This window comes from Serratia sp. X10 (assembly GCF_017811775.1).
Lineage (GTDB): Bacteria > Pseudomonadota > Gammaproteobacteria > Enterobacterales > Enterobacteriaceae > Serratia > Serratia ureilytica.
Genome location: NZ_JAEIOH010000001.1, coordinates 1,057,116 through 1,080,673, shown reverse-complemented (window position 1 = coordinate 1,080,673; position 23,558 = coordinate 1,057,116). Strand labels below are relative to the sequence as shown.

The 23,558-nt window shown below is 59.7% G+C and carries 19 protein-coding genes; 8 read left to right on the top strand and 11 right to left on the bottom strand.

Features of this window, described 5'->3' with window-relative positions:
• Positions 1-41 precede the first annotated feature (41 nt).
• Positions 42-1,676: an ABC transporter substrate-binding protein gene (locus J9788_RS05255; RefSeq protein WP_182264373.1), complete on the top strand. Its 1,635-nt coding sequence runs from the start codon at positions 42-44 to the stop codon at positions 1,674-1,676.
• A gap of 158 nt (positions 1,677-1,834) precedes the next feature.
• Here the strand turns inward: J9788_RS05255 and J9788_RS05250 are convergent, their stop codons facing one another.
• The 3 genes from J9788_RS05250 to J9788_RS05240 all read right to left on the bottom strand — a co-directional run bounded on the left by J9788_RS05250 (position 1,835) and on the right by J9788_RS05240 (position 4,130).
• The gene (locus J9788_RS05250) at positions 1,835-2,083 is read right to left on the bottom strand and encodes a hypothetical protein (protein WP_004930507.1); all 249 of its coding nucleotides are present in this window, start codon (positions 2,081-2,083) and stop codon (positions 1,835-1,837) included.
• A gap of 194 nt (positions 2,084-2,277) precedes the next feature.
• Positions 2,278-3,369 (bottom strand): hypothetical protein, encoded by a 1,092-nt coding sequence (locus J9788_RS05245; RefSeq protein ID WP_182264374.1) that lies wholly within the window; start codon positions 3,367-3,369, stop codon positions 2,278-2,280.
• Positions 3,321-4,130 carry a hypothetical protein gene (locus tag J9788_RS05240; RefSeq protein WP_227414458.1) on the bottom strand — a complete coding sequence of 270 codons (810 nt, stop codon included), beginning with the start codon at positions 4,128-4,130 and terminating at the stop codon, positions 3,321-3,323. Before J9788_RS05240 ends, J9788_RS05245 begins: the two co-directional genes overlap by 49 nt.
• A 50-nt stretch (positions 4,131-4,180) precedes the next feature.
• Between J9788_RS05240 and zntB the strand changes: the two genes are divergently transcribed.
• Positions 4,181-5,164: a zinc transporter ZntB gene (gene zntB / locus J9788_RS05235; protein WP_033643224.1), complete on the top strand. Its 984-nt coding sequence runs from the start codon at positions 4,181-4,183 to the stop codon at positions 5,162-5,164.
• 217 nt (positions 5,165-5,381) lie between these two features.
• On the opposite strand, the gene J9788_RS05230 is transcribed toward zntB, so the two are convergent.
• From J9788_RS05230 to nifJ, 3 genes are all read right to left on the bottom strand, one after another.
• On the bottom strand, positions 5,382-5,780 hold the full coding sequence (locus tag J9788_RS05230) for a VOC family protein (RefSeq protein ID WP_033643223.1): 399 nt from the start codon (positions 5,778-5,780) through the stop codon (positions 5,382-5,384).
• A 147-nt stretch (positions 5,781-5,927) separates the two neighbouring features.
• A complete protein-coding gene (ttcA, locus tag J9788_RS05225; protein ID WP_182264375.1) occupies positions 5,928-6,866 on the bottom strand; it encodes a tRNA 2-thiocytidine(32) synthetase TtcA in 939 nt (312 codons plus the stop codon).
• 229 nt (positions 6,867-7,095) lie between these two features.
• Positions 7,096-10,629 carry a pyruvate:ferredoxin (flavodoxin) oxidoreductase gene (gene nifJ / locus J9788_RS05220; RefSeq protein ID WP_182264376.1) on the bottom strand — a complete coding sequence of 1,178 codons (3,534 nt, stop codon included), beginning with the start codon at positions 10,627-10,629 and terminating at the stop codon, positions 7,096-7,098.
• A gap of 246 nt (positions 10,630-10,875) precedes the next feature.
• Between nifJ and ssmE the strand changes: the two genes are divergently transcribed.
• Entirely contained in the window at positions 10,876-11,208 is a 333-nt protein-coding gene (gene ssmE / locus J9788_RS05215) for a multidrug efflux SMR transporter SsmE (protein WP_033632935.1), read from the top strand.
• Between the two features lie 499 nt (positions 11,209-11,707).
• Positions 11,708-11,962: a DUF333 domain-containing protein gene (locus J9788_RS05210; protein ID WP_015377999.1), complete on the top strand. Its 255-nt coding sequence runs from the start codon at positions 11,708-11,710 to the stop codon at positions 11,960-11,962.
• 29 nt (positions 11,963-11,991) lie between these two features.
• Here J9788_RS05210 and hslJ read toward each other — a convergent pair whose 3' ends face one another.
• Both hslJ and J9788_RS05200 read right to left on the bottom strand, forming a co-directional pair.
• A complete protein-coding gene (gene hslJ / locus J9788_RS05205; RefSeq protein WP_046898234.1) occupies positions 11,992-12,417 on the bottom strand; it encodes a heat shock protein HslJ in 426 nt (141 codons plus the stop codon).
• 52 nt (positions 12,418-12,469) lie between these two features.
• Positions 12,470-13,462: a 2-hydroxyacid dehydrogenase gene (locus tag J9788_RS05200; protein WP_033650287.1), complete on the bottom strand. Its 993-nt coding sequence runs from the start codon at positions 13,460-13,462 to the stop codon at positions 12,470-12,472.
• Between the two features lie 443 nt (positions 13,463-13,905).
• On the opposite strand from J9788_RS05200, the gene J9788_RS05195 reads away from it, so the two are divergent.
• Genes J9788_RS05195 through J9788_RS05185 form a run of 3 tightly spaced genes read left to right on the top strand, consistent with a single transcriptional unit; the run spans position 13,906 to position 17,044 of the window.
• On the top strand, positions 13,906-16,518 hold the full coding sequence (locus tag J9788_RS05195) for a YdbH family protein (protein ID WP_182264377.1): 2,613 nt from the start codon (positions 13,906-13,908) through the stop codon (positions 16,516-16,518).
• Positions 16,515-16,712: a YnbE family lipoprotein gene (locus J9788_RS05190; RefSeq protein ID WP_004930472.1), complete on the top strand. Its 198-nt coding sequence runs from the start codon at positions 16,515-16,517 to the stop codon at positions 16,710-16,712. Before J9788_RS05195 ends, J9788_RS05190 begins: the two co-directional genes overlap by 4 nt.
• An 8-nt stretch (positions 16,713-16,720) precedes the next feature.
• The gene (locus J9788_RS05185; protein WP_182264378.1) at positions 16,721-17,044 is read left to right on the top strand and encodes a YdbL family protein; all 324 of its coding nucleotides are present in this window, start codon (positions 16,721-16,723) and stop codon (positions 17,042-17,044) included.
• A 118-nt stretch (positions 17,045-17,162) separates the two neighbouring features.
• On the opposite strand, the gene azoR is transcribed toward J9788_RS05185, so the two are convergent.
• Complete coding sequence (azoR, locus tag J9788_RS05180; RefSeq protein WP_182264379.1) at positions 17,163-17,768, bottom strand: FMN-dependent NADH-azoreductase; 606 nt, start codon at positions 17,766-17,768, stop codon at positions 17,163-17,165.
• 269 nt (positions 17,769-18,037) lie between these two features.
• Between azoR and hrpA the strand changes: the two genes are divergently transcribed.
• Positions 18,038-21,925: an ATP-dependent RNA helicase HrpA gene (gene hrpA / locus J9788_RS05175; protein ID WP_182264380.1), complete on the top strand. Its 3,888-nt coding sequence runs from the start codon at positions 18,038-18,040 to the stop codon at positions 21,923-21,925.
• Between the two features lie 97 nt (positions 21,926-22,022).
• Here hrpA and J9788_RS05170 read toward each other — a convergent pair whose 3' ends face one another.
• Together J9788_RS05170 and asr are read right to left on the bottom strand one after the other, a co-directional pair.
• Positions 22,023-22,835, bottom strand: a complete 813-nt coding sequence (locus J9788_RS05170) for a serine protease (protein WP_046898237.1) — start codon at positions 22,833-22,835, stop codon at positions 22,023-22,025.
• Between the two features lie 293 nt (positions 22,836-23,128).
• Positions 23,129-23,407 (bottom strand): acid resistance repetitive basic protein Asr, encoded by a 279-nt coding sequence (gene asr, locus J9788_RS05165; RefSeq protein ID WP_033643216.1) that lies wholly within the window; start codon positions 23,405-23,407, stop codon positions 23,129-23,131.
• Between the last annotated feature and the right edge of the window lie 151 nt (positions 23,408-23,558).

Below are 23,558 nucleotides of genomic sequence, written 5' to 3'. Positions count from 1 at the left end.
TATGATAAAAAATTCAGATGGTTAACGGGGGACAAATCATAATGACGGGAAAAAAAATGCAACGGGGTTTTCGTTTGGCGCTCTGCGCGGCGGCGATCGGCGCCTGTATGAGCAGCGCCATGGCGGCGCAGGTTCCCCCGGGCACCGCGCTGGCGGACAAACAGGAAATCGTGCGCCACATTAAAGACGAACCGGCCTCGCTCGATCCGATCAAAGCGGTTGGCTTGCCGGAGGCTCAGCTGGCGCGCGATCTGTTCGAAGGGCTGGTCAATCAGGACGCCAACGGCAAAGTGATCCCCGGCGTCGCCACCCGCTGGCAGACCAGCGACAACCAGACTTATATTTTCCATCTGCGTAAAGACGCGCGTTGGTCAAACGGTGACCCTGTCACGGCAAAAGACTTCATCTACAGCTGGCAGCGGCTGGTAGAACCGAAAAATCTGTCGCCTTTCGCCTGGTTCGCGCAGCTGGCGGGGATCCAGAACGCCGAGCAGATCATCAGCGGCAAACTGCCGGCCGATCGCTTGGGCGTATCGGCGCCGGATGACTACACACTCAAGGTGCAGTTGGACAAGCCGGTGCCGTACTTCGTCAGCCTGACGGCCAACTTCAGCCTGTTCCCGGTGAACAAGGCGGTGGTGGAAAAATACGGCAACGACTGGACCAAGGTCGGCAATCTGGTGGGCAACGGCGCGTTCAAACTGCAGGAGCGGGTGGTGAACGAGAAGCTGGTGCTGACGCCTAACGACCATTACTGGGATCATGCGCATACCGTGCTGACCAAAGTGACCTTCGTGCCGATCAACCAGGAATCCAACGCCACCAAGCGTTACCTGGCGGGTGACATCGATATTACCGAATCCTTCCCGAAAAACATGTATCAGAAGCTGCTGAAAGACATTCCGGGGCAGGTGTACACTCCGGATCAGCTCGGCACCTATTATTACGCGTTCAACACCCAGCGTGCGCCGACCAACGACGTGCGGGTGCGTCAGGCCTTGTCCTACGCCATCGATCGCAAGATTATCGCGGAGAAAGTGTTGGGCACCGGTGAAAAACCGGCTTATCACTTCACGCCGGACGTCACCGCCGGGTTCAAACCCGAGGCGAGTTTGCTGCAACAGCAGCCGCAGGCGGAGCTGGACGCGCAGGCCAAGGCATTGCTGCAGGCGGCCGGTTACGGCCCGAACAACCCGCTGAAGCTGACGCTGCTGTATAACACCTCGGAGAGCCACCAGAAGATCGCCATCGCCGTGGCCTCGATGTGGAAGAAAAAGCTGGGGATTGACGTCAAGTTGCAAAACCAGGAGTGGAAAACCTACATCGACAGCCGCAATACCGGCAATTTCGATGTGATCCGCGCCTCCTGGGTGGGTGACTATAACGAGGCGTCGACCTTCCTGTCGCTGCTCACCTCCACCCACAGCGGCAATATCGCCAAGTTCAAGAACGCGGACTACGACAAGCTGCTGGCGCAGGCGGGGCGGGAAACCAACCCGGCGGCGGTGACCGCCGATTACAACAAGATGGAACAGATCATTGCCGACCAGGCGCCGATCGCGCCGATATACCAATACACCAACGGCCGCCTGATCAAGCCGTGGGTAAAAGGCTACCCGATCACCAATCCGGAAGACGTGGCCTACAGCCAGACGATGTATATCATCAAACACTGAACCGGTTTATTTATCGCCCCCGGCTAATGCGGGGGCGATATTTTCTCGTCGGTGAAACCGCGAGGCTAATTAATTTTCCCACGCGATAAACCCCGTTTAATAATAAACAGGGTTGCCATCATCACATTAATATTGTCTATTTCAGAGAGCGGTTACGCTTACAGACAGTCCCGCATGGCGTCCACCACTACGCGGCCGCTCATATCGGTCTGAGTAATGCGGTAGCTGGTGGGATAAGAACGACGGGTACTGAAACGATCGTGGACAGAGACCTTGCCAATCTGCAGGCCGGCGGCGTTTTTCACCACAAACTCACTGATCTCTTCCTGGCCCTGGTTTTGCAAATGGATATTGCTGATTTTTTCCAGTGTATCGCTGGCGTTTATTTTTAAATGGTCGCGTAACATAACTACCTCCTCGTAGTGAGAAAAGTATATGCCCCTAAAATTTGCGCTGAAACAGCTTTGTGTTGATTTATTATTATCATTTTGAATTAAAATTGATAGCAATATGTTAAGTCATAATAATAACGGCATTGCCAGCGCTTTATCGGCGATATTGTCTGATTTATCGGCAATGGTTTATTTCAATGCCGTTATTATTAGTCTGCATTAATGGGGAACAGCGCTTGCCTGGCCGCCGGCGCGGGAAAGACGCAGGCGACGTTGTGTCCACAGCCGGGAACGAGGGTTAACCGATGCGGCTTCTCCGGCGCCAGATAGCGCCGGTCATAGTCGGCATAGGCCAGGGCGCGCTGCAACCGGTAGGGGCCCTGCAGCTGGGCGGCGCAGGATTTGTCGAGTATCCGATAGTAGGCGCCCGGCGCGGTGCCGGTATCACCGTCTGCGGCCAGATAGGAGATATCCGCCGCCGCATAGCGCCGGCGGGCTGTGTCGGCGGTGCGCTGCAGATGAGCGGGAAGCGCTTCCGGACCATATTTCCACTGGTTAGCCTGCGGGCACTGGCCGGCGTCCAGCGTTTGCCAGCGGAAGCGACAGGTTTTTTCACTGCCACAGCGCTCCGGGTGAAGGGGCTGGGGACGCAGGTTGTCATAATAGAGCCAGCTGCCCGGATCGGCGACGACATAGCGCAGACGCACTCCGTCCGGCGGGTTGGCGAAGCCGACATAATGCTGCACGAATTGGGCACCGGCGGAGAAACCGGCGACGGTGATCGACTGCAACGACGGCCAGCGCCGTTTCAGATCGGCCAGCAGGTTATCCATGGCGTTGAACGAGCCGGTTTTCTCGCCATTATCCAAACCGCCTTCGATCCAGGAGTCGCAGCGCCACAGGGCGTCACCCTCTTGCGGCGCCGGTAGCCCTGCGGAACGGCAGCGTGCGGCGAGCGTCTCCGGCACCTGGAACAGCGGGGCGACCAGCAAGCTGTTGTCCCCCGCTCCCTGCGCGGCGTCGATCGCCGCTTGCAATGTCTTGGCGACATCGCGCGGGTGGCCGTGCATCACCACCAGCGCGGTGCGCGGTTGGCGGGAGTGAGCGTGAGCGACAAAATAAGGCAGTGAACCCGCCGCCGTCGGCGCGTGATAGGGCGTGGCGAGGCGTTCTAACACCGGCTCTGCACGAGCCGATTGGCCGAACAGCAGCAGGGCGGCCATTGCGATGCAGCGCAGGCGGCGCATTCTCGTCAGGTTCGGCGCAGCGTAGCGCGCAGTTGTCTCAGGACTTCCCGGCATCGTTGTTCCTCACGCGCGCGTTGATAGTAGCGATAAAAGGCGCGTTCCGAACTGAGGTTGCCCGCGCGTGCCAGCTGCCTGAAGGTCAGGTATGCCAGGCTGAACATAATGATAATAAATAATAAACCGGGGAACAGCAGCTGCCAGCCGTCGGTGATGCGCGCATTAGGCAGATAGTGGAGTGAATAGGGCGTAATCAAGACCCCTAACTGCTGCAGTCCCCATTGAGTCAACGCAGGGAACAGCACCAGCAACGTAACGAACACCAAATACAGCAAGAAATAGCGACAGGAAAGCAAGAAACGCTTGAACGCGTTATTGGCGCTTGGCCGCAAAACGAAGCCTGCGGGCGTGGCACGCAAGATTTGCTGACGGCCACCGGTGAAACGATAGCGTTCCAGCGCCGCTACGCTATCCGGCAATGCCAGCAGCAGCTGCAGCGCAACAAGGCCGGCGCTGCGGTTGCCGATATAGTCGCGAAACCGCAACAGACGTATGGGGGCGCTTTGGGGCTTCTCGACGGATTCGAGCAGGTTTAACAGCTTATCGTGGTTTTCCCGCCGGATGCGAAAAGGCGTTTTGACCACGGCGATAAACAGCGTAATGACGGTCGGTAGGACGATTTTCAAGATATCTGCGGTGCTGATTTGTAACATGCGAGTTTCCTCTCGGGCTGTCTTGCGTTCCTGGCAGCAGAAGTATAGACCACGCTTATGGGACAACATGAAAACTGGCGTTACAGCTTGGTCTTTGATCTCCAAGGCGTTAACGCTAGACTCAGCAACATAAGCAAGACTGAGGGGATAAATGAATGGATGTGATTGAGGGGAGCGAGCTGCAGGTCGCCGACGCGGTTTACGCCTACCAGCTGGATGGCAAGGGCGGCGTCACGCCGATCGAGCGGGATGACAAGATCACCTGCGACGCGCCTTGCTGGCTGCATCTTGATTACGCGCACCCGGCCAGCGCCGAATGGCTGAGCACCACGCCGCTGCTGCCGGACTCGGTGCGCGAAGCGCTCTCCGGCGAAAGCTCACGGCCGCGCGTCAGCCGCCAGGGCGAAGGCACCATGATCACGCTGCGCAGCATCAACTTTAACGCCAACTCACGGCCAGACCAGTTGGTCACCATTCGCGTGTACATCACCGATAAACTGATTATCTCCACGCGGCACCGCAAGGTGTATTCCATCGATCAGGTGGTGAACGATTTGCAAAGCGGCGCCGGGCCGACCAACAGCGGCAACTGGCTGGTGGAGATTTCCGATGCGTTGACCGATCACACCAGCGAATTCATTGAGGATCTGCACGACAAGATTATCGATCTGGAGGACGCCTTGCTGGAACAGCAGGTGCCGGAGCGTGGCCAGCTGGCGTTGATCCGTAAACAGCTTATCGTACTGCGCCGTTATATGGCGCCGCAGCGTGACGTTTTCGCACGGCTGGCCAGCGATCGCCTGCCGTGGATGAGCGACGACGATCGCCGCCGCATGCAGGACATCGCGGATCGCCTGGGGCGCGGGTTGGACGATCTGGACGGCAGCATCGCGCGTACCGCCATCTTGTCCGACGAAATTACCACGGTGATGGCCGACGCGATGAACCGCCGCACTTATACCATGTCATTGTTGGCGATGGTATTTCTGCCGACCACCTTCCTGACCGGGCTGTTTGGCGTCAACCTTGGCGGCATACCGGGCGGCGGCAACCCCTTCGGTTTCGCGGCATTTTGCCTGATGCTGGTCGGGTTGGTGCTTGGCGTCGCCTGGTGGCTGAAGCGCAGCCGCTGGCTGTAGGCGAAAATGACGAAAACCCGGTTAACATTGAGCAAAATCAACATTTAGCCGGGGGAAATGGGGCATGATCTCTCTCGCAGGTGAATGCAACGTCAAGCGATGGGCGTTGCGCTCCATAATTGTCTTACTTTCTTATTTTTGAATTACTGCATAGCACATTTGATTCGTACAATGCCGGTTTAATCACCGGCATTTTTTTATTCGATTTCTCTCTTCCTCAGGCCGCGCTTTCATCCCAGAAGCTGGCTTCAATCTTGTGCCCATCCAAATCACGGACAAAGCAGCCGTAGTAAGCCTCACCGTAGTGCGGCCGCGAACCGGGCGCGCCTTCATCGACGGCGCCGGCCAGCAGCGCCTGGCGATGGAATTCATCCACCTGTTGCTTGCTGGTCGCGAAAAAACCGACGTGCGTGCCGTTGCCGGGTGAAGCGGGCTGGCCGTCGATCGGCACCTGCAGCCAGAACTCCGGGTAGTCGCGGCCATAACCGATCGCGCCGGGATGTTCCAGCACCCGTCGGCAGCCCAAGGCGGCCAGCGTGCGATCGTAAAAGGCCGCGGCGGCGACGAAATCGTTCGAGCCCAGCGAGACGTGGGACAGGCAGGGGGTGATATTCATTGCGCGATCTCCATATGACTGTATAAATGAACAGTATGAGATATAAACGGCATCGCCCAGCAAATTTTGCGCAAACTGTGAACAGGATCGAGATCGTCGAGAGAGGGAAAAGGTCGCCGCTCGCAGGGTGGCAAGCGGCGAGGGGGCTTATTTGATTTCCAGCACGTCCAAACGCGCCGGCGCAGGCGCCGCGTCGTCCGAATCTTCCGGCTGCCAGCCGACCGGCTGCATCGGAATGTCTTCGCGATCGAAGGCCAAATCGCCGCCGTCCACCACCGCGCTGCCGTGGTGAATGCCTTTGAAATCGAACAGATTGATATCGCTCAGGTGCGAAGGCACCACGTTTTGCATGGCGCTGAACATGGTTTCCAGCCGGCCTGGGTAACGTTTGTCCCAGTCGCGCAGCATGTCGCCGATCACCTGGCGCTGCAGATTAGGCTGAGAGCCGCACAGATTGCATGGAATGATCGGGAACGCTTTGGCGATCGAGAAACGCTCGATGTCTTTCTCGCGGCAATAGGCCAGCGGACGAATGACCACGTGCTTACCGTCGTCACTCATCAGTTTGGGCGGCATGCCTTTCATCTTGCCGCCGTAGAACATGTTGAGGAACAGCGTCTGCAGAATATCGTCGCGGTGGTGGCCCAGCGCGATCTTGGTGGCGCCCAGTTCGGTGGCGGTGCGATACAGAATGCCGCGGCGCAGGCGCGAGCACAGTGAACAGGTGGTTTTGCCTTCCGGGATCTTGTCTTTAACGATGCTGTAGGTGTTTTCTTCGACGATCTTGTACTCCACCCCCAGGCTTTCCAGATAGGCGGGCAGAATATGCTCCGGGAAGCCGGGCTGTTTCTGGTCGAGGTTCACCGCCACCAGCGAGAAGTTGACCGGCGCGCTCTGCTGCAGATTGCGCAGGATCTCCAGCATGGTGTAGCTGTCTTTGCCGCCGGACAGACAGACCATGATGCGGTCGCCTTCTTCAATCATATTGAAATCGGCGATCGCTTCGCCCACGTTGCGGCGCAGGCGCTTTTGCAATTTGTTCAGGTTGTACTGCTCTTTTTGGCTAACGGATTGCTTTTCTGACATTTAAATCGTGCTCATTCTCAATGGGGGGCACTAGGGGCATGGCGTTGTAGACCGCGAGTTTACCATTCAACCGGCCGATTTTGATCATTATTCATCATCCAGCTTCCACGCGCCCGACGCGAGGCCTGTATGGTACGGATTGCGCGCAGGAATGCCAGCAGGTTTTATTGCTACGCCTTACGTCAACGATAAAAGATCAGGGCGCGGATCGCTCGCGCCCTGAGGGAGGTTACTCTGCGGCGGACTTTTCCGCCTTGCCGGCCAGCAGGCTGAGGAAATCGTATTTCTCCTTCAGCTCTTTCTCGGCGGCCTGATACAGCGCGCTGGCCACCTCCGGCTGCTGCGCGTTCAGGCGGCGGAAACGCTGTTCTTTCAGCAGCGTTTCCGACAGGTTGCTGTTCGGCGGCCGCGAATCCAACGCCAATGCGGCCTTGCCCTCGGCGCTGCGGCGCGGATCGAAGCGGTACAGCGGCCAGAAGCCGGTGGCGGTCAGCTGTTTCATCTGATCGTGGCTGAGCGCCAGATCGTAGCCGTGCTCTTCGCACGGGCTGTAGGCGATGATCAGCGACGGCCCCGGATAGGCCTCGGCCTCCTGAATTGCCTTCACCGTCTGGTTGAGCTGCGCCCCCAGCGAGATCTGCGCAACGTAAACATGGCCGTACATCATCATGCTGACGCCCAGATCCTTGCGCGCCTTGCGCTTGCCGTGCTCGCCGAACTTGGTCACCGCGCCGAGCGGCGTGGCCTTCGACTGCTGGCCGCCGGTGTTGGAATAGCACTGGGTGTCGAGCACCAGCACGTTGACGTTCTCCGTCAGGCTGAGAACGTGATCCAAACCGCCGAAGCCGATGTCGTAGGCCCAGCCGTCACCGCCGATCAGCCAGATGGATTTATCCACCAGATAGTCGGCGTCGGTCGCCAGCTGGCGCGCATCTTCACCCTCTATACTCGCCAGCAGCGCGCGCAGTTCGGCGATTTGCTTGCGGCGCGGCTCCGGCGCCACGTCTTCCATCTGCAGGGCATTGACCAATTGCTCAGGCAACTGCGGCGCCAGCGAATTCAGCAGGCGCAGCACCCGCGCGCGATGTTGATCGACCGTCAAACGGAAGCCCAGGCCGAATTCGGCGTTGTCTTCGAACAGCGAGTTTGCCCATGCCGGCCCGCGCCCTTCGGCGTTGGTGGTGTACGGCGTGGTCGGCAGGTTGCCGCCGTAGATCGACGAACAGCCGGTGGCGTTGGCGATCAGCAAACGGTCGCCATAGAGCTGGGTCAACAGCTTGATGTACGGCGTTTCTCCGCAGCCGGAGCAGGCGCCGGAGTACTCGAACAGCGGCGTGATCAGCTGCGAGGTGCGAATGTCGATGCGTTCCAGCTGCGCCGTATCGATTTCCGGCAGCTGCAGGAAGAAATCGTAGTTGTCTTTTTCCGCCGTCAGATTATCGAGGCGTGAGGCCATATTGATGGCCTTGATCTCTGGGTTCTGGCGATCTTTCGCCGGGCAGACCTCGACGCACAGGTTACAGCCGGTGCAATCCTCCGGCGCCACTTGCAGCACGTATTTCTGCCCGCGCATATCGCGCGCTTTGACATCCAGCGACTGCAGGGAGGCGGGGGCGTGTTCCATCTCCACCGGCTGCACGACCTTGGCGCGAATGGCGGAGTGCGGACAGGCGGCGACGCAATGGTTGCACTGGGTGCACAGGTCGGGCTGCCAGACCGGGATCGCTTCGGCGATGTTGCGTTTTTCCCACTGGGTGGTGCCCACCGGCCAGGTGCCGTCCGGCGGGAAGGCGGAAACCGGCAGCGCATCGCCCAGTCCGGCCAGCATCGCCGCGGTAACGGTTTTGACGAAGTCCGGCGCGGCGTCCGAGACCACCGGCGGGCGCATCGGGCTGCTGTCGTCGACCGGCTGCAGCGGGATTTCAATCAGCGCGCCGCGGGTGGCGCCCAGCGCCTGCCAGTTGCGCTCGACGATCTCCTGGCCTTTGCTGCTGTAGCTGCGGGCGATGGCGTCCTGCAGCTGTTGCAGCGCCACGTCGCTCGGCAGGATCTGCGTCAGATGGAAAAACGCCATCTGCATCACGGTGTTGATGCGTGCGCCGAGCCGGCATTCACGCGCCAGCTTGGCGGCGTTGATGATATAGAAACGCGCCTGGCGTTGGTGCAGCAGCGCCTGAACTTCCTGCGGCAGGCGCGACCAGACTTCGTCGGCGCCGTAAGGGGTATTGAGCAGGAAGGTGCCGCCGGGTTTGAGGCGCTCAACCATCTGGTACTTATCGATAAACTGCAGCTGGTGGCAGCCGACGAAATCCGCCTGGCTGACCAGATAGGCCGAATTGATCGGCTGCTCGCTGACGCGCAGATGCGAGACCGTCAGGCCGCCGGCCTTTTTGGAGTCGTAGACGAAATAGCCCTGCGCATACAGCGGCGTGGCGTTGCCGATGATTTTGATGTTGTTCTTGGTGGCCGAGACCGAGCCGTCGCTGCCCAAACCGTAGAATAGCGCTTCCAGCGAGGCGCGCTGCGGCAGGATTTCGTCGCTCAGCGGCAGCGAAAGGCCGGTGACGTCATCGAAGATGCCGACGGTGAAGCGCGGGCGCGGTTGCGGCTGGGCCAGCTCGCGAAACACCGCCAGCGCGCAGTCCGGGCCGAACTCCTTCGACGACAGGCCGTAACGGCCGCCGATCACTCGCGGCAGCGTGGCGCGCTCGCCCCGGCTGTAGGCTTCCGCCAGCGCGGTCATCACGTCCAGATACAGCGGCTCGGCCAGCGCGCCCGGCTCTTTGGTGCGATCGAGCACCGCGACGCTGCGCACGCTGTCCGGCAGCGCGCCGAGCAGGTGTTTGGCGGAGAACGGCCGGAACAGTCGCACTTTCAGCACGCCGACTTTTTCGCCGCGGGTCAGCAGGGTGTCGATCACTTCTTCGCAGGTGCCGGCGGCGGAGCCCATCACCACCACCACGCGTTCGGCCTGCGGGTGGCCGTAATAGTCGAACGGCCGGTAGTGGCGGCCAGTGAGGGCGGCGAAGGCCTCCATGGCGTCGATCACGTGCTGGTCGGTGGCGTCATACCAAGGGTTGGTGGCCTCGCGCGACTGGAAATAGGTGTCAGGGTTGGCGGAAGTGCCGCGCACCACCGGATGATCCGGCGACAGCGCCCGGCGGCGGTGAGCGTCGATCGCTTCCTGCGGCAGCATGTGCCGCAGCGTATCGTCGCTCAGCGGCACGATCTTGTTGATTTCGTGCGAGGTGCGGAACCCATCGAAGAAATGAATAAACGGCACGCGCGCGTTGAGGGTGGCGGTCTGCGAGATCAATGCGAAGTCCTGCGCTTCCTGCACGCTGCTGGCGCACAGCATGGCGCAGCCGGTCTGGCGCACCGCCATCACGTCAGAGTGATCGCCGAAAATTGACAGCGCGTGCGTGGCCACGGTGCGCGCGGCGACATGCAGCACAAACGGCGTCAGCTCGCCGGCCAGTTTGTACAGCGTCGGGATCATCAGCAGCAGACCCTGCGATGAGGTGAACGAGGTGGACAGCGCGCCGGTCTGCAAGGCGCCGTGCACGGTAGCGATCGCGCCGCCCTCCGACTGCATTTCCACCACTCGCGGGATATCACCCCAGATGTTTTGCCGGCCATCGCCGGACCAGGCGTCCGCCTGCTCCGCCATGGTTGAACTTGGCGTGATAGGGTAGATGGCAATCACTTCGTTGGTGCGATAGGCCACGGAAGCGACTGCATTATTACCATCTGTAGTTATCATCGACATTACCTTTTCATTGCTCACAAAGCCGCGAAAGCGCACTTTCGCAGTAATGGAAAAAAGTCTAACAGGGGTTTGAACGCGGCTTTATCGCGTTTGTGTGGCGGGCGATAAATCGGCAAGCGTATCGGGCATCGCTATTTGCATTGCCGGTTGAGGTCCTTCAATAAATTGTTTTCGCCGTTTAAAGACAATTTATTTCCGGCGCGTCATAATTACGCATCGGTAAACTGACAGAAGAAAACCATGAGCGGATTTATGTATTTGACGATGGCGATAGTCGCGGAAGTGATCGCCACCACCATGTTGAAAGCCTCCGAGGGCTTTACCCGTCTGTGGCCGTCGCTGCTGGTGGTGCTGGGCTACGGCGTGGCGTTTTGGGGGCTGTCGATGGTGGTCAAGAGCATGCCGCTGGGCATTGTGTATGCGATTTGGTCGGGCATGGGGATCGTGCTGGTGTCGGTCGCGGCGGTATTCGTTTATCAGCAAAAATTGGATTGGCCGGCGATTGTCGGCATGGGATTAATTATTGCCGGCGTGCTGGTAATTAATTTACTGTCGAAAGCCTCGGTGCACTGAATGTTATTTTGATGTAAAAAAAGCCGGCGTGACAGCAAGTCGCGCCGGTTGAAGAATTCAGCCATCATTCACTGAAAATAGTGGAATGCTAATTAGTTAGCGCCGTCAGCATAGACGCAAATATCATCCTCTCCGGTAGCAAAAAATGCGCCGTCACGCCGAAAGCACGCGGGGTTAATTAATATCGATATCATGCGAAGAAACCCCGTCGCCGGCAACGGTGACGTTATCACTTTCTCTCTGCGGCCGGGGCGGGCGGTGGGTGCCGCTGTCACGTTTAACCTCCCGCAATGGGGGCGGAAATATTCTGCAAACAAAATAAATGTCCGGCCGGCGCAAAAAAACCACAAATAATGGCCGGAATATATTTTCATTATTTATATATCGAGCTAGATTAAACAAGTTTGCATCAAAGATAGCGAAACGTGTCCGCCAAGTGACGCGCGTTATCGGCAATGGCGATTTTACACAGCGCAGTTCCGGGTTCAGGAGTGGGATAATGACGACATCAAAATGGCTGCTTGCCAGCGCCGTGCTGCTTTTAGCCGCCTGCAGCAGCAACAACGAAGAGCCAGTACAGCAGGGCAACAGTGCCAGAATCAACACGTTGCAGACCAGCGCCGGTTGCGCGGCGGTCGGCGGCGTCACCACCATCGCGCACAACTTGAACGGTGAAGCGCTGCGCATGTGCCAGATGCCGAACGGCAAACAGTGTGAGGAACGCACGCTGGGCCTGGGCAGCTGCGCCGGGTAAGCCCACGGCGCCAGGCCTGGCGTCCAGAATCAATATACCCAGTCGCGCAGGGCATAAACCAGCGTGTGGCCGCTGCCGTTGAGCGTCAGCTGCTGCGCGCTCAGCGTCACTTCGGCGCCGTTTTCCAGCACGGTGCCGATCACCCGATCCCAGCGATTGCGCTGCTCATCAGGGCACAGCCTGCGCGTCGAGGCCAACGGTTTTACCGTCAGTACGCCGTCGCGTAATTGCCCCTGGCCGAAAAAGCGGTTGCACATCGCGCCGGACACATGCAGGTTCTCGCCGAACTCCAGATTGAGCAGGACGCCGCCCGTTGGGGATTTTGCCGCTTCGCCATCGACGCTCTGCAACACGAAATTATGATGCATCAGATCGCCGGGCGTAACGGTCGCGGGTGGTTTCATGCTGCATCCCCCCAAGACCAGCCCCGCCAGGGCGGCCATCGTTGTTCTCATCGTCGCGCTCTCAAATAAACAGGGCGCCGCAAGGGGCGCCCCGAGATGCCGTTCACGCGTTCAACTGGTTCGGGCAGGCTTCGCCGCGATCCAATTGGCTGATGTTCTGCAGCGTGGTTTGCGAAATGCTGGTCAGCGCCTCTTCGGTCAGGAAAGCCTGATGGCCGGTGAACAGCACGTTGTGGCAGGCCGACAGGCGGCGGAACACGTCATCCTGAATCACGTCGTTAGACTTGTCTTCAAAGAACAGATCACGTTCGTTCTCGTAGACGTCCATCCCAAGCGCGCCGATTTTTTGCTGCTTCAACGCGTCGATGGCGGCGGTAGAGTCGATCAGCGCGCCGCGGCTGGTGTTGATCACCATTACGCCGTTTTTCATCATCGCGAAGGCGTCGGCATTCAGCAGATGGTGGTTTTCCGGCGTCAGCGGGCAGTGCAGGGTGATTACGTCGGATTGCGCGTACAGCGTTTTCAGGTCGACATACTCTGCGCCCAGTTCCAGCGCCTGTTCGCTGGGGAACGGATCGTAAGCCAGCAGCTTCATGCCGAAGCCTTTGAGAATACGCATCGTCGCCACGCCGATTTTACCGGTACCGATCACGCCGGCGGTGCGATTGTGCATGTTAAAGCCGATCAGCCCTTCGAGAGAGAAATTGGCGTCGCGGGTGCGTTGATATGCGCGGTGAATACGGCGGTTCAGGCACATCATCATGCCTACCGCGTGTTCCGCCACGGCTTCCGGCGAGTAGGCCGGCACGCGCACCACCTTGATGCCCAGCGCTTTGGCGGCGTCCAGATCGACGTTATTAAAACCGGCGCAGCGCAGGGCGAGAATTTCGACGCCCAGCGCCGCCAGTTCTTCGAGCACTTCACGGCTACCGTCGTCGTTGACGAAGATACACACCGCCTTGCAACCGGCGGCGGTTTTGGCGGTTTTTTTACTGAGTAAAAAGTCGAAGAATTCCAGCTCATAGCCAAACTGCTGATTCACCAGTTCGAGATATTTACGGTCATACTGTTTAGTGCTGTATATCGCCAATTTCATCGTGGTTTCTCCACCGTGATTTTGTGATCAATTTAACAGATTTTAGTAAATTCGACAATTGGTTAGCCACACTGCAGGGCTGCTGTGGGTTGGCGACGGTGAAGGGAAGGCGACGGTGAGGCGAGCGACAAAAAAATCCCCACGGGGGTGTGGGGAATGGCTTCTCTAGTACACAGTTAGCTAGCAGCTAAACTTTTATTAGAATGCTTGCAAGACTATTAATCATCAATGGTAACAACAATAACAAAAGTCTGAAAACTGTCCTATTTATGTGATGTATATGTAACGAAAATCTACAACTCCGCGCACGCCTGCGCCAAAAGGGTGCAAATCGCCTCTGCGACCGCGCTCAGCTTCACCCTATGTCAAATTCGTGCCATCATTATTGTCAATTCAGGCATAGACTTAACCAATGCCTAACACAGGAACGAAGCAATCATTTAATGACCAGGCGATTGAAAGTATTCATAGGGACGGTGGCAGGCTGCGCAATCCTGGTGCTGGCGTTGTGGCAAACCTTGCCGCGCTGGCTGCCGGGGGTGTTATCGCATTGGTTGCCGGCGGGAAGCCGACTGGAGTTGCAGGGCAAATTACATTGGCGCCAGGGCGGCCTGACGTTGGCGGGGGCGCGTTTCACCGCGCAAGATTGTCTGCTGGCCAGCGTCGGGCCGACGCGGCTGGCTTATCGGCAAGGCCGCTGGCAGCTGTCGAGCGATAAGGTCAGCGTCGACAGCGCCTGTTTGTCAAAACTGCCGGGCGGCGACGCCAACAGCGCGCCGCTTGCGCTCGACCAACTGCAGCGGCAGCTGCCGCCGCTGGATCTCACCATTCATGATCTCACGCTCATTCCCTGGCAGCGTTATGCCGGGAAGCTGCAGCTTTCCTCCGGCTCTGACGGGCAACGCCTGCATTATCGGGGGCCGAATCTCAGCGCCGAGGCGCAGCTGGATGAAAAACAGCAGCTGACGTTGCACAGCCTGACCGTCATTCCGCCCAACAGCGCGCAACCGCTGCGCCTCGCGGGCAAGATAACCATCCCGCTGGATCTGGCCAGCCTGCCGACGCAGGGCGCGCTGCAGGGTGAAATGCAGACGGCCTATCTGGAAAAACCGGTGTTGCTGGACATGCGCTGGCAACAGCAGCAGGGCGTGTTGACGGTGAGCGAGAAAGGCGACGATCGGCCGCTGGCGGTGCTGCCGTGGGAAGTGACCCCGCAGCGGGTTAGCATCAAGCAGGGCGAGTGGCGTTGGCCGTACAGCGGACAACCGTTGAACGGCGGCCTCAGCATCGCGCTGCACGACTGGAGCAAAGGGCTGGATGAAACGGAGATCAGCGCGCGGCTGAACGTGATCACCGCCGGCCACAACGGCAAGGGCAATGCGGTGCTGACCCTCGGGCCGGGCAAGGTAGGCTTGACTGACAGCGATCTGCGTTTCCAACTGACCGGCCAGGCCAATCTGGCCGACTTCTCCACCACGGCGTCGATCCCGGGCGTGATCGGCGGCAGCATTCTCAACCCGACGCTGGTGCTGCAGCCGGGCTCGCTGCTGCGTCTGTGGGGCAAAGTGTCCCCGGAAATGAAGCTGGACGAGGCGCGGTTGCCGCTGGCGGGGGTGAAAGTGACCGCCGCCGGTATTACCGGCCGCCTGCAGGCGATTTTGAGCGCCAGCGACAGTTATTGGGGGCGTTTCAAGCTGCACCTGGATGGCCAGGCGCAGGATTTCTGGCCGGACAAGGGCGACTGGCAATGGCGTTACTGGGGCAATGGCCGTTTGCCGCCGCTGCAGGCCGCCTGGGACGTGGCCGGCAGCGGCAGCTGGCGCGACAGCGAGTTGGTGCTCGATAAACTCTCCACCGGCTTCGATAAGTTGAAATACGGCCTGGTGACGGTCGCCGCGCCGCGCTTGAGCCTCAACCAGCCGCTGCGCTGGCGGCGTGATGAACAAAGCCCGCAGTTCAACGGTGAGCTGCAGCTGGCGGCGGATAAGGTTAGCTTCAGCGATGGCGGCTATCTGCCGGCGCCGGTGCTGGCGCTGCAGGTGAACGGCCGTTCGCCGGACAGCTTCCAGATGCAGGGCAAGCTGCAGGCGCAACAGATCGGGCCGATCGCGCTGCGCGGCCGTTGGGACGGCGAACGTCTGCGCGGCGAAGGCTGGTGGCCGAAACAGTCGCTGAAGGTCTTCCAACCGCTGCTGGCGCCGGATCTCAATCTCACGCTGCGCGACGGCGAGTTTTACGCGCAGTCGGCGTTTTCCGCCGCCCGCGAACAAGGGTTCGAGGCCGGTGGCCACTGGGTGGTGAAAAACGGCGGCATGTGGCTGAAGGACGGGGAGATGAGCGGCCTGGATTTCATCCTGTCGTACCGGTTCAAGCAGCATCACTGGCAATTGGGAGCTAAACAGCCGGTATCGCTGCGCATCAAGTCTTTCACCAACCTGTTCGAGATGCAGAACATTTCCGCCGATTTGCAGGGCACCTATCCTTATAGTGAAGGACAGCCGCTGACGTTGAGCAACGTCGGCGTGGACATGCTCAACGGGCATATCAGCCTGTCGGCGCTGCGGTTGCCGCAGCATGACGCCGCGGTGCTGAAGCTGGACAAGGTCGATCTTAGCGCGCTGTTTACCGCCCTGAAACCGAAGCAGTTCGCCATGTCCGGCCGCGTCGACGGCGAGTTGCCGCTGTTCCTGAACCATCCGAAGTGGCTGGTGCAAAACGGCTGGATCGCTAACGCCGGCACGTTGACGCTGCGCCTGGACAAAGACATGGCCGACGCCATCGGCAGCAACAATCTGGCGACCGGCGCGGCGATCGACTGGCTGCGCTACATGGAAATCAATCGTTCGCACGCCAGGGTCGATCTCGACAACCTGGGCGAGCTGACGCTGAGCGCGCGCATCGACGGCATCAACCCGCAGAAAAGCGCCAAGCGCGAGGTGATCCTGAACTATCGCCATCAGGAAAACGTGTTTCAGCTGTGGCGCAGTTTGCGCTTCGGCGACAATTTACAGGAGTGGCTGGAGCAGGCCCTCTCACAACCTGGGGAGCAACAATGAAAATCATGAGTGTGTCGGCGCTGGCAGCGGTGCTGTGCGTTTCGCTGCTGAGCGGCTGCGTGCCGCGCATCGAGGTGGCGACGCCGAAGGATCCGATCACCATCAATATGAACGTCAAGATCGAGCATGAGATTCATATCAAGGTGGATAAGGACGTCGAAAACCTGCTGAAAACCCAAAGCGGTCTGTTCTAGGAGCCGACATGAAAAAACGTTATGTGTGGCTGGCCGGCGCCGCCTGGCTGTTCAGCGGCCTGGCGATGGCGCTGACGCTGGATGAGGCGAAGCAGCAAGGGCGGGTGGGCGAAACCCTGAGCGGCTATATTGCGCCGGTGCAGCAGGACGCCGAAACTTTGGCGCTGGTGAAGCGCATCAACGCCGGCCGCGCCGAGAAGTATCAGGAAGTGGCGGATGGCAACCATATCGCCGTCGACGAAGTGGCGCGCATGGCCGGGCAGAAGCTGGTGACGCGCGCGCAGAGCGGCGAGTATGTGCGCGGCATCAACGGCCAGTGGCTGAAGAAATAAAAAAAGCGCGCCGTCTGGCGCGCTGAATGATACGGATAGATGATTATTATGAGGGTAGTGCAGGTTTGACAGGACTGACGTCTTGTCCGGCAGGGGCATGGCGCCCCTGCGCGGGGGCTTAGGCGGCAATCACCTGAGACAGGGCCGCTTTGGCGTCTTCCTGTGCTTTGGTGGCCACTTCCGGGCCGTAGGCGATGCCTTCCGCGAAGACGAACTCCACGTCGGTGATGCCGATGAAGCCCAGGAACAGACGCAGGTAAGGCTCTACCAGGTCGGTTGGGGTGCCTTTATGGATGCCGCCACGGCTGGTCAGGATCACGGCGCGTTTGTTTTTCACCAGGCCTTCCGGACCGTTCTCGGTGTAGCGGAAGGTCACGCCGGCGCGGGCAACCAGATCGAAATAGTTTTTCAGCTGGGTCGGGATGTTGAAGTTGTACATCGGTGCGGCAATCACGATGACGTCATTGGCCTGCAGCTCGGCGATCAGTTCGTCCGACAGGGCCAGCGCTTCTTGTTGACGCGGAGTCAACGGAGCATCGGAAGGACGCAGCGCGCCAACCAGCTCGCCGTCCAGCACCGGGATTGGCTGTGCGGCCAGATCGCGCACGGTGATGGTGTCGCCGCTGTGGGCGTTGCTCCATTGCTCTACGAAGAAATCGGCCAGTTGGTTAGACTGAGAGTAGGTCGCCAGGATGCTTGATTTCAGAACCAATACGTTGCTCATCGATAATTCCTTACGTTGTGACAGTGACATCAGGACTCAGCGTCCCTTGCATGGAGTACATGCTATTCACATTCCTCCGACAGTGATAGCGCAATATTTCGAGATCTTCGTTCGATTTTATTGAATGACATGCCGCGGCTTTGTTCGCGGAAGTAGGGCGGAAAAGCCGTTTGTGATAGGCTGTGCGGCTAAAGCAAAAAAATCGCTAAAAAAACATTAAACCGTTGCTAAGCCTGGTCTTGGCCGCGATGAAACAAGGAACACCGAACGTGAAATCTCCGCTCGAGGCACTGCCGGCCCAACTGGGCGAGCTGATGCTCCGCGATCAACAACGCCTGCGTCGTCGCCTGCAGGGCGCACGAAAAATCAAAAATCCCGATGCCCAGCTGGCGGTCGCCGCTGAAGTCGAAAGCGACATCGCGGCGGCGCGGCAGAAAGTGCAGGCGCGCGCCGCGTCTTGCCCGCGCATTACCTATCCGGAAAGCCTGCCGGTCAGCCAGAAAAAGCAGGACATCTTAAACGCTGTCCGCGACCACCAGGTGGTGATCGTCGCCGGGGAGACCGGCTCGGGGAAAACCACCCAGTTGCCGAAGATCTGTCTGGAGCTGGGGCGTGGGGTGAAAGGGCTGATCGGCCATACCCAGCCGCGCCGCCTGGCGGCGCGCACCGTCGCCAACCGCATTGCCGACGAGCTGGAAACCCCGCTCGGCGGCAGCGTGGGCTACAAGGTGCGCTTCAACGATCAGGTGGGGGAAAACACCCTGGTCAAGCTGATGACCGACGGCATTTTGCTGGCGGAGATTCAGCAGGATCGCCTGCTGATGCAGTACGACACGTTGATCATCGATGAAGCGCACGAGCGTAGCCTGAATATCGACTTTATTCTCGGTTACCTGCGCGAACTGCTGCCGAAACGGCCGGATCTCAAGGTGATCATCACCTCGGCGACCATCGATCCGCAGCGTTTCTCGCGCCACTTCAACAATGCGCCGATCATCGAGGTTTCCGGCCGCACCTACCCGGTGGAGGTGCGCTACCGCCCGGTGGTCGACGACGGCGACGATACCGATCGCGACCAGCTACAGGCGATTTTCGATGCGGTAGATGAGCTTGGGCGCGAAGGGCCGGGCGACATTCTGATCTTCATGAGCGGCGAGCGCGAGATCCGCGATACCGCCGACGCTTTGAACCGCCTCAATTTGCCGCACACCGAGGTGTTGCCGCTGTATGCGCGCCTGTCGAACAGCGAGCAGAACCGGGTGTTCCAGTCGCACCACGGCCGCCGCATCGTGCTGGCCACCAACGTGGCGGAAACCTCACTGACGGTGCCGGGCATCAAATACGTCATCGATCCGGGCACCGCGCGCATCAGCCGCTACAGCTTCCGCACCAAGGTGCAGCGCCTGCCGATCGAGCCGGTGTCACAGGCCTCCGCCAATCAGCGTAAAGGGCGCTGCGGCCGCGTGTCGGAGGGGGTGTGCATCCGTCTGTACTCCGAACAGGATTTCCTCTCGCGGCCGGCGTTTACCGATCCGGAAATTCTGCGCACCAACCTGGCGTCGGTCATTTTGCAGATGACCTCGCTGGGGCTGGGCGACATCGCCGCGTTTCCGTTCGTCGAGGCGCCGGACAAGCGCAACATTCAAGATGGCGTGCGCCTGCTGGAAGAGCTGGGGGCGATCACCACCGCCGATAACGGCCACTATCAGCTGACGCCGCAGGGCCGGCAGTTGGCGCAGTTGCCGATCGACCCGCGTCTGGCGCGCATGGTGCTGGAAGCGCAGAAGAGCGGCAGCGTACGCGAGGTGATGATCATCACCGCCGCGCTGTCGATTCAGGATCCGCGTGAGCGCCCGATGGACAAGCAGCAGGCCTCGGATGAAAAACACCGCCGCTTCGCCGACAAAGACTCGGACTTCCTGGCGTTCGTCAACCTGTGGGATTATCTGCAGGAGCAGCAAAAGGCGAACTCCTCCAGCCAGTTCCGCCGGCTGTGCCGCAACGATTTTCTCAACTACCTGCGGGTGCGCGAGTGGCAGGATATCTATACCCAGCTGCGCCAGGTGGTGAAAGAGCTGGGGCTGCCGATCAACAGCACGCCTTCCGACTACCGCAGCGTCCACACCGCGCTGCTGACCGGCCTGCTGTCGCACATCGGCCAGAAGGATGCGGACAAGCAGGAATACACCGGCGCGCGCAACGCCCGCTTCTCGATCTTCCCCGGCTCCGGCCTGTTCAAGAAGCCGCCGAAGTGGACCATGGTGGCCGAACTGGTGGAAACCAGCCGCCTGTGGGGGCGCATCGCCGCGCGCATCGAACCGGAATGGATCGAGCCGCTGGCTCAGCACCTGGTGAAACACAGCTACAGCGAACCGCACTGGTCGAAGTCGCAGGGGGCGGTAATGGCCAGCGAAAAGGTCACGTTGTTCGGTCTGCCGATCGTCGCGGCGCGCCAGGTCAATTACGGCGCCATCGATCCGCTGCTGTGCCGCGAGCTGTTTATCCGCCATGCGTTGGTGGAGGGCGACTGGCAGACGCGCCATGCTTTCTTCCGCGAAAACCAAAAGCTGCGCGCCGAAGTGGAAGAGCTGGAGCATAAATCGCGTCGCCGCGACATTCTGGTGGACGACGAAACGCTGTTCGGCTTCTACGATCGCCGTCTCCCCAACGACGTGGTGTCCGGCCGTCATTTCGACAGCTGGTGGAAGACCGCCGCCAAACAGCAGCCGGATCTGCTGAACTTCGAAAAAGAGATGCTGATCAAGGATGGCGCCAACAAGATCAGCGCGCTGGATTACCCGAACTTCTGGCATCAGGGCAACCTCAAGCTGCGGTTGAGCTACCAGTTCGAACCCGGCACCGACGCCGACGGCGTGACGGTGCACATCCCGCTGCCGATCCTCAATCAGGTGGAGGAGCAGGGTTTCGAATGGCAGATCCCCGGCATCCGCCGTGAACTGGTGATCGCGCTGATCAAATCGTTGCCGAAACCGGTGCGTCGCAACTTCGTGCCGGCGCCGAACTACGCCGAAGCGTTCCTTGGCCGCGTAACGGCGCTCGAATTGCCGCTGCTGGACGCGCTGGAGCGCGAGCTGCGGCGCATGACTGGCGTGACCGTGTCACGTGATGACTGGCAGTGGGATCAGGTGCCCGATCACCTGAAAATGACTTTCCGCGTGGTGGGCGAGAAAAACCAGACGCTGCGTGAAGGCAAAGATTTGGCCGCCCTGCGCCTGCAGTTGAAAGAGAAGGTGCAGGAGACGCTGTCGGCGGTGGCCGATGACGGACTGGAGCAGAGCAACCTGCATGTCTGGAGCTTTGGCCAATTGCCGGCGTTCTACGAGCAGAAGCGCGGCGGCTATTCGATGAAGGCCTATCCGGCGCTGGTGGATGAAAAGGACAGCGTGGCGATCCGCCTGTTCGACAGCGAAAGCGAACAGCAACAGGCGATGTGGCAGGGCACGCGCCGCCTGCTGTTGTTGAATATTCCTTCGCCGATCAAATATCTGCATGAAAAGCTGCCGAACAAGGCCAAGCTGGGGCTTTATTTCAACCCGTACGGCAAGGTACTGGAGCTGATCGACGACTGCATTTCGTGCGGCATTGACAAACTGATCGCCGAACACGGCGGCCCGGTTTGGCAGGAGGAAGACTTTGCACGGTTACAGGAGCAGATCCGCGCCGAGCTGAACGACACGGTGGTCGAGGTGGCCAAGCAGGTTGAACAGATCCTGACGGCGGTCTTCAACATCAACAAACGGCTGAAAGGCCGGGTGGACATGTCGTTGGCGCTGGCGCTGTCGGACATCAAGACCCAGCTCGGCGGGCTGGTCTACCGTGGCTTCGTCACCGGCAACGGATGGAAACGCCTGCCGGACACGCTGCGCTACCTGCAGGCGATCGAGCGCCGGCTGGAGAAACTGGCTATCGATCCGCACCGCGATCGCGCGCAGATGCTGCGGGTGGAGCAGGTGCAGCAGGCGTGGCAGCAGTGGCTGAACAAGCTGCCGCCGAAGCGACAGCAGGAGGAAGAGGTGAAAGCGGTGCGCTGGATGATTGAAGAGCTGCGCGTCAGCCTGTTCGCGCAGCAGCTGGGCACACCTTACCCGATCTCCGACAAGCGCATTCTGCAAACCATCGAACAGCTTTCGGGCTAAGCTCAGGCGCGGCCGGCCGGCAAACGGCCGGCGCAGCGCAAGTTGAAATTCAGGGAACAGAGAAACAGCAACGGCGCTTGATGCGCCGTTGCGAGAGCTACTTGCCTGCCGCCAGGGCGTCCAGCGCCTCGCGGATGCCGGGCACCGCCAGAGCGCGGTTATCGGCGCGGTAGCGATCTTTCGCCGCCGGCGCCGAACTCTGGATGGCGATCAGCTGCCAGCCGTCGGCGGTTTTCAGCAGCAGCGGTGAGCCGCTGTCGCCCGGCAGGGTATCGCACTGGTGCGACAGCACGCCTTGCTGGGCCCAGCCGGTCACCTTGCAGTTTTGGTGGCTGTAGAGATCATCCAGATGATCTTCCGGGTAGCCTGCCTGGGTGATCAGCCGTTTGGCCTGTTTCAGCGCCTGGGTCAGCGCTTTGCTGTCGCCTTGCCACAGCGGCAGCGGGGCGATCGGCAGCGGCGTTTTGTCTTTCAGCCGGATCAGCGCAAAGTCATAAGCGGCGGCGGCGGGCGGCACGATCCAGCCGTCGCCGTCCGGTTTCAGCTTTTTGCCCAGTTTGCTGTCGACCAGGGTTTCAATATTGTCGGTTTGATACTGCCATGATTTATCGCCTGCCACGAAGCGCAGGGCGACGGCTTTATCCAATTGTCCCGGCGGCGCCAGCACGCAATGGCCGGCGGTCAGCGCCAGGTGTGGGGAGATCAGCGTGGCGGTACACAGATTGCCGCTGGCGGTTTCGACCTGGCCGATGGCCTGCCACGGCTGGGCGGCGGTATCCGTGACCTTGATTCGTTCATCTTTGCCGAAAAACAGGCGCGTTTGCTCGGCCTTGGACGGGCCGTCGGCGCGTGCCGCCTGAGAGGCAACGAACGGGAGTGAGCACAGCAACAGTAAAACGGATATGCGCATAGATCTCTTGCCTGACAAATACGGATCATCCATAAACACACTGAATGCTAACTATAGACTGATTTAGCAGCCATGTGGATGGGCAATAACTGATTTTTCAATAATTTCCCGCCGCGAGGCGACAGGCTACAGATAAAAAAAGACGGCGATCAGTCCACAAAGGATCAGGGCGGTCAGAATGATCTCGAACAGGTAGCGGCGCAGCATCAATGAGAACCCCCCGATGAAAAAACACCCGGCGAACCGGGTGTCGTACACGTCAAACCTGAAGCGGTGAGGGGACCCTCACGTCATTACGCTTTTTTGTGGCTGGCTTTCTTGTGGTGCTTTTTAGCCGCCTGGGCTTTTTGCGCCGGGGCTTTTTTGCCGGCTTTCTTGTGATGCTTTTTGGCCGCCTGAGCTTTCTGTACCGGGGCTTTCTTGCCGTGGTGTTTCACCTGAGCTTTAGCCGGCGCAGCGGTGGCGGTGGTTGCGGTAGCCGCAGGTGCGGTAGTGGTGGCAGCCTCGGCAGCGAAAGCCACGGAAGACAGACCCATTGCAGCGGCAACAACCAGAGCTAATACTTTTTTCATCGCAGAATCCTCAGCATGACTTTTGGGTATCAACCCCACTGCGGGGCCGTTGAGATGATAGTAGGCAAACGGCGTCCGGCTTTCCGTGAGTGATTGGTTTCGGCTTGTAACCTAATGTACAGGGCGGCGGCGGCAGAAGGGATTGCTGCTA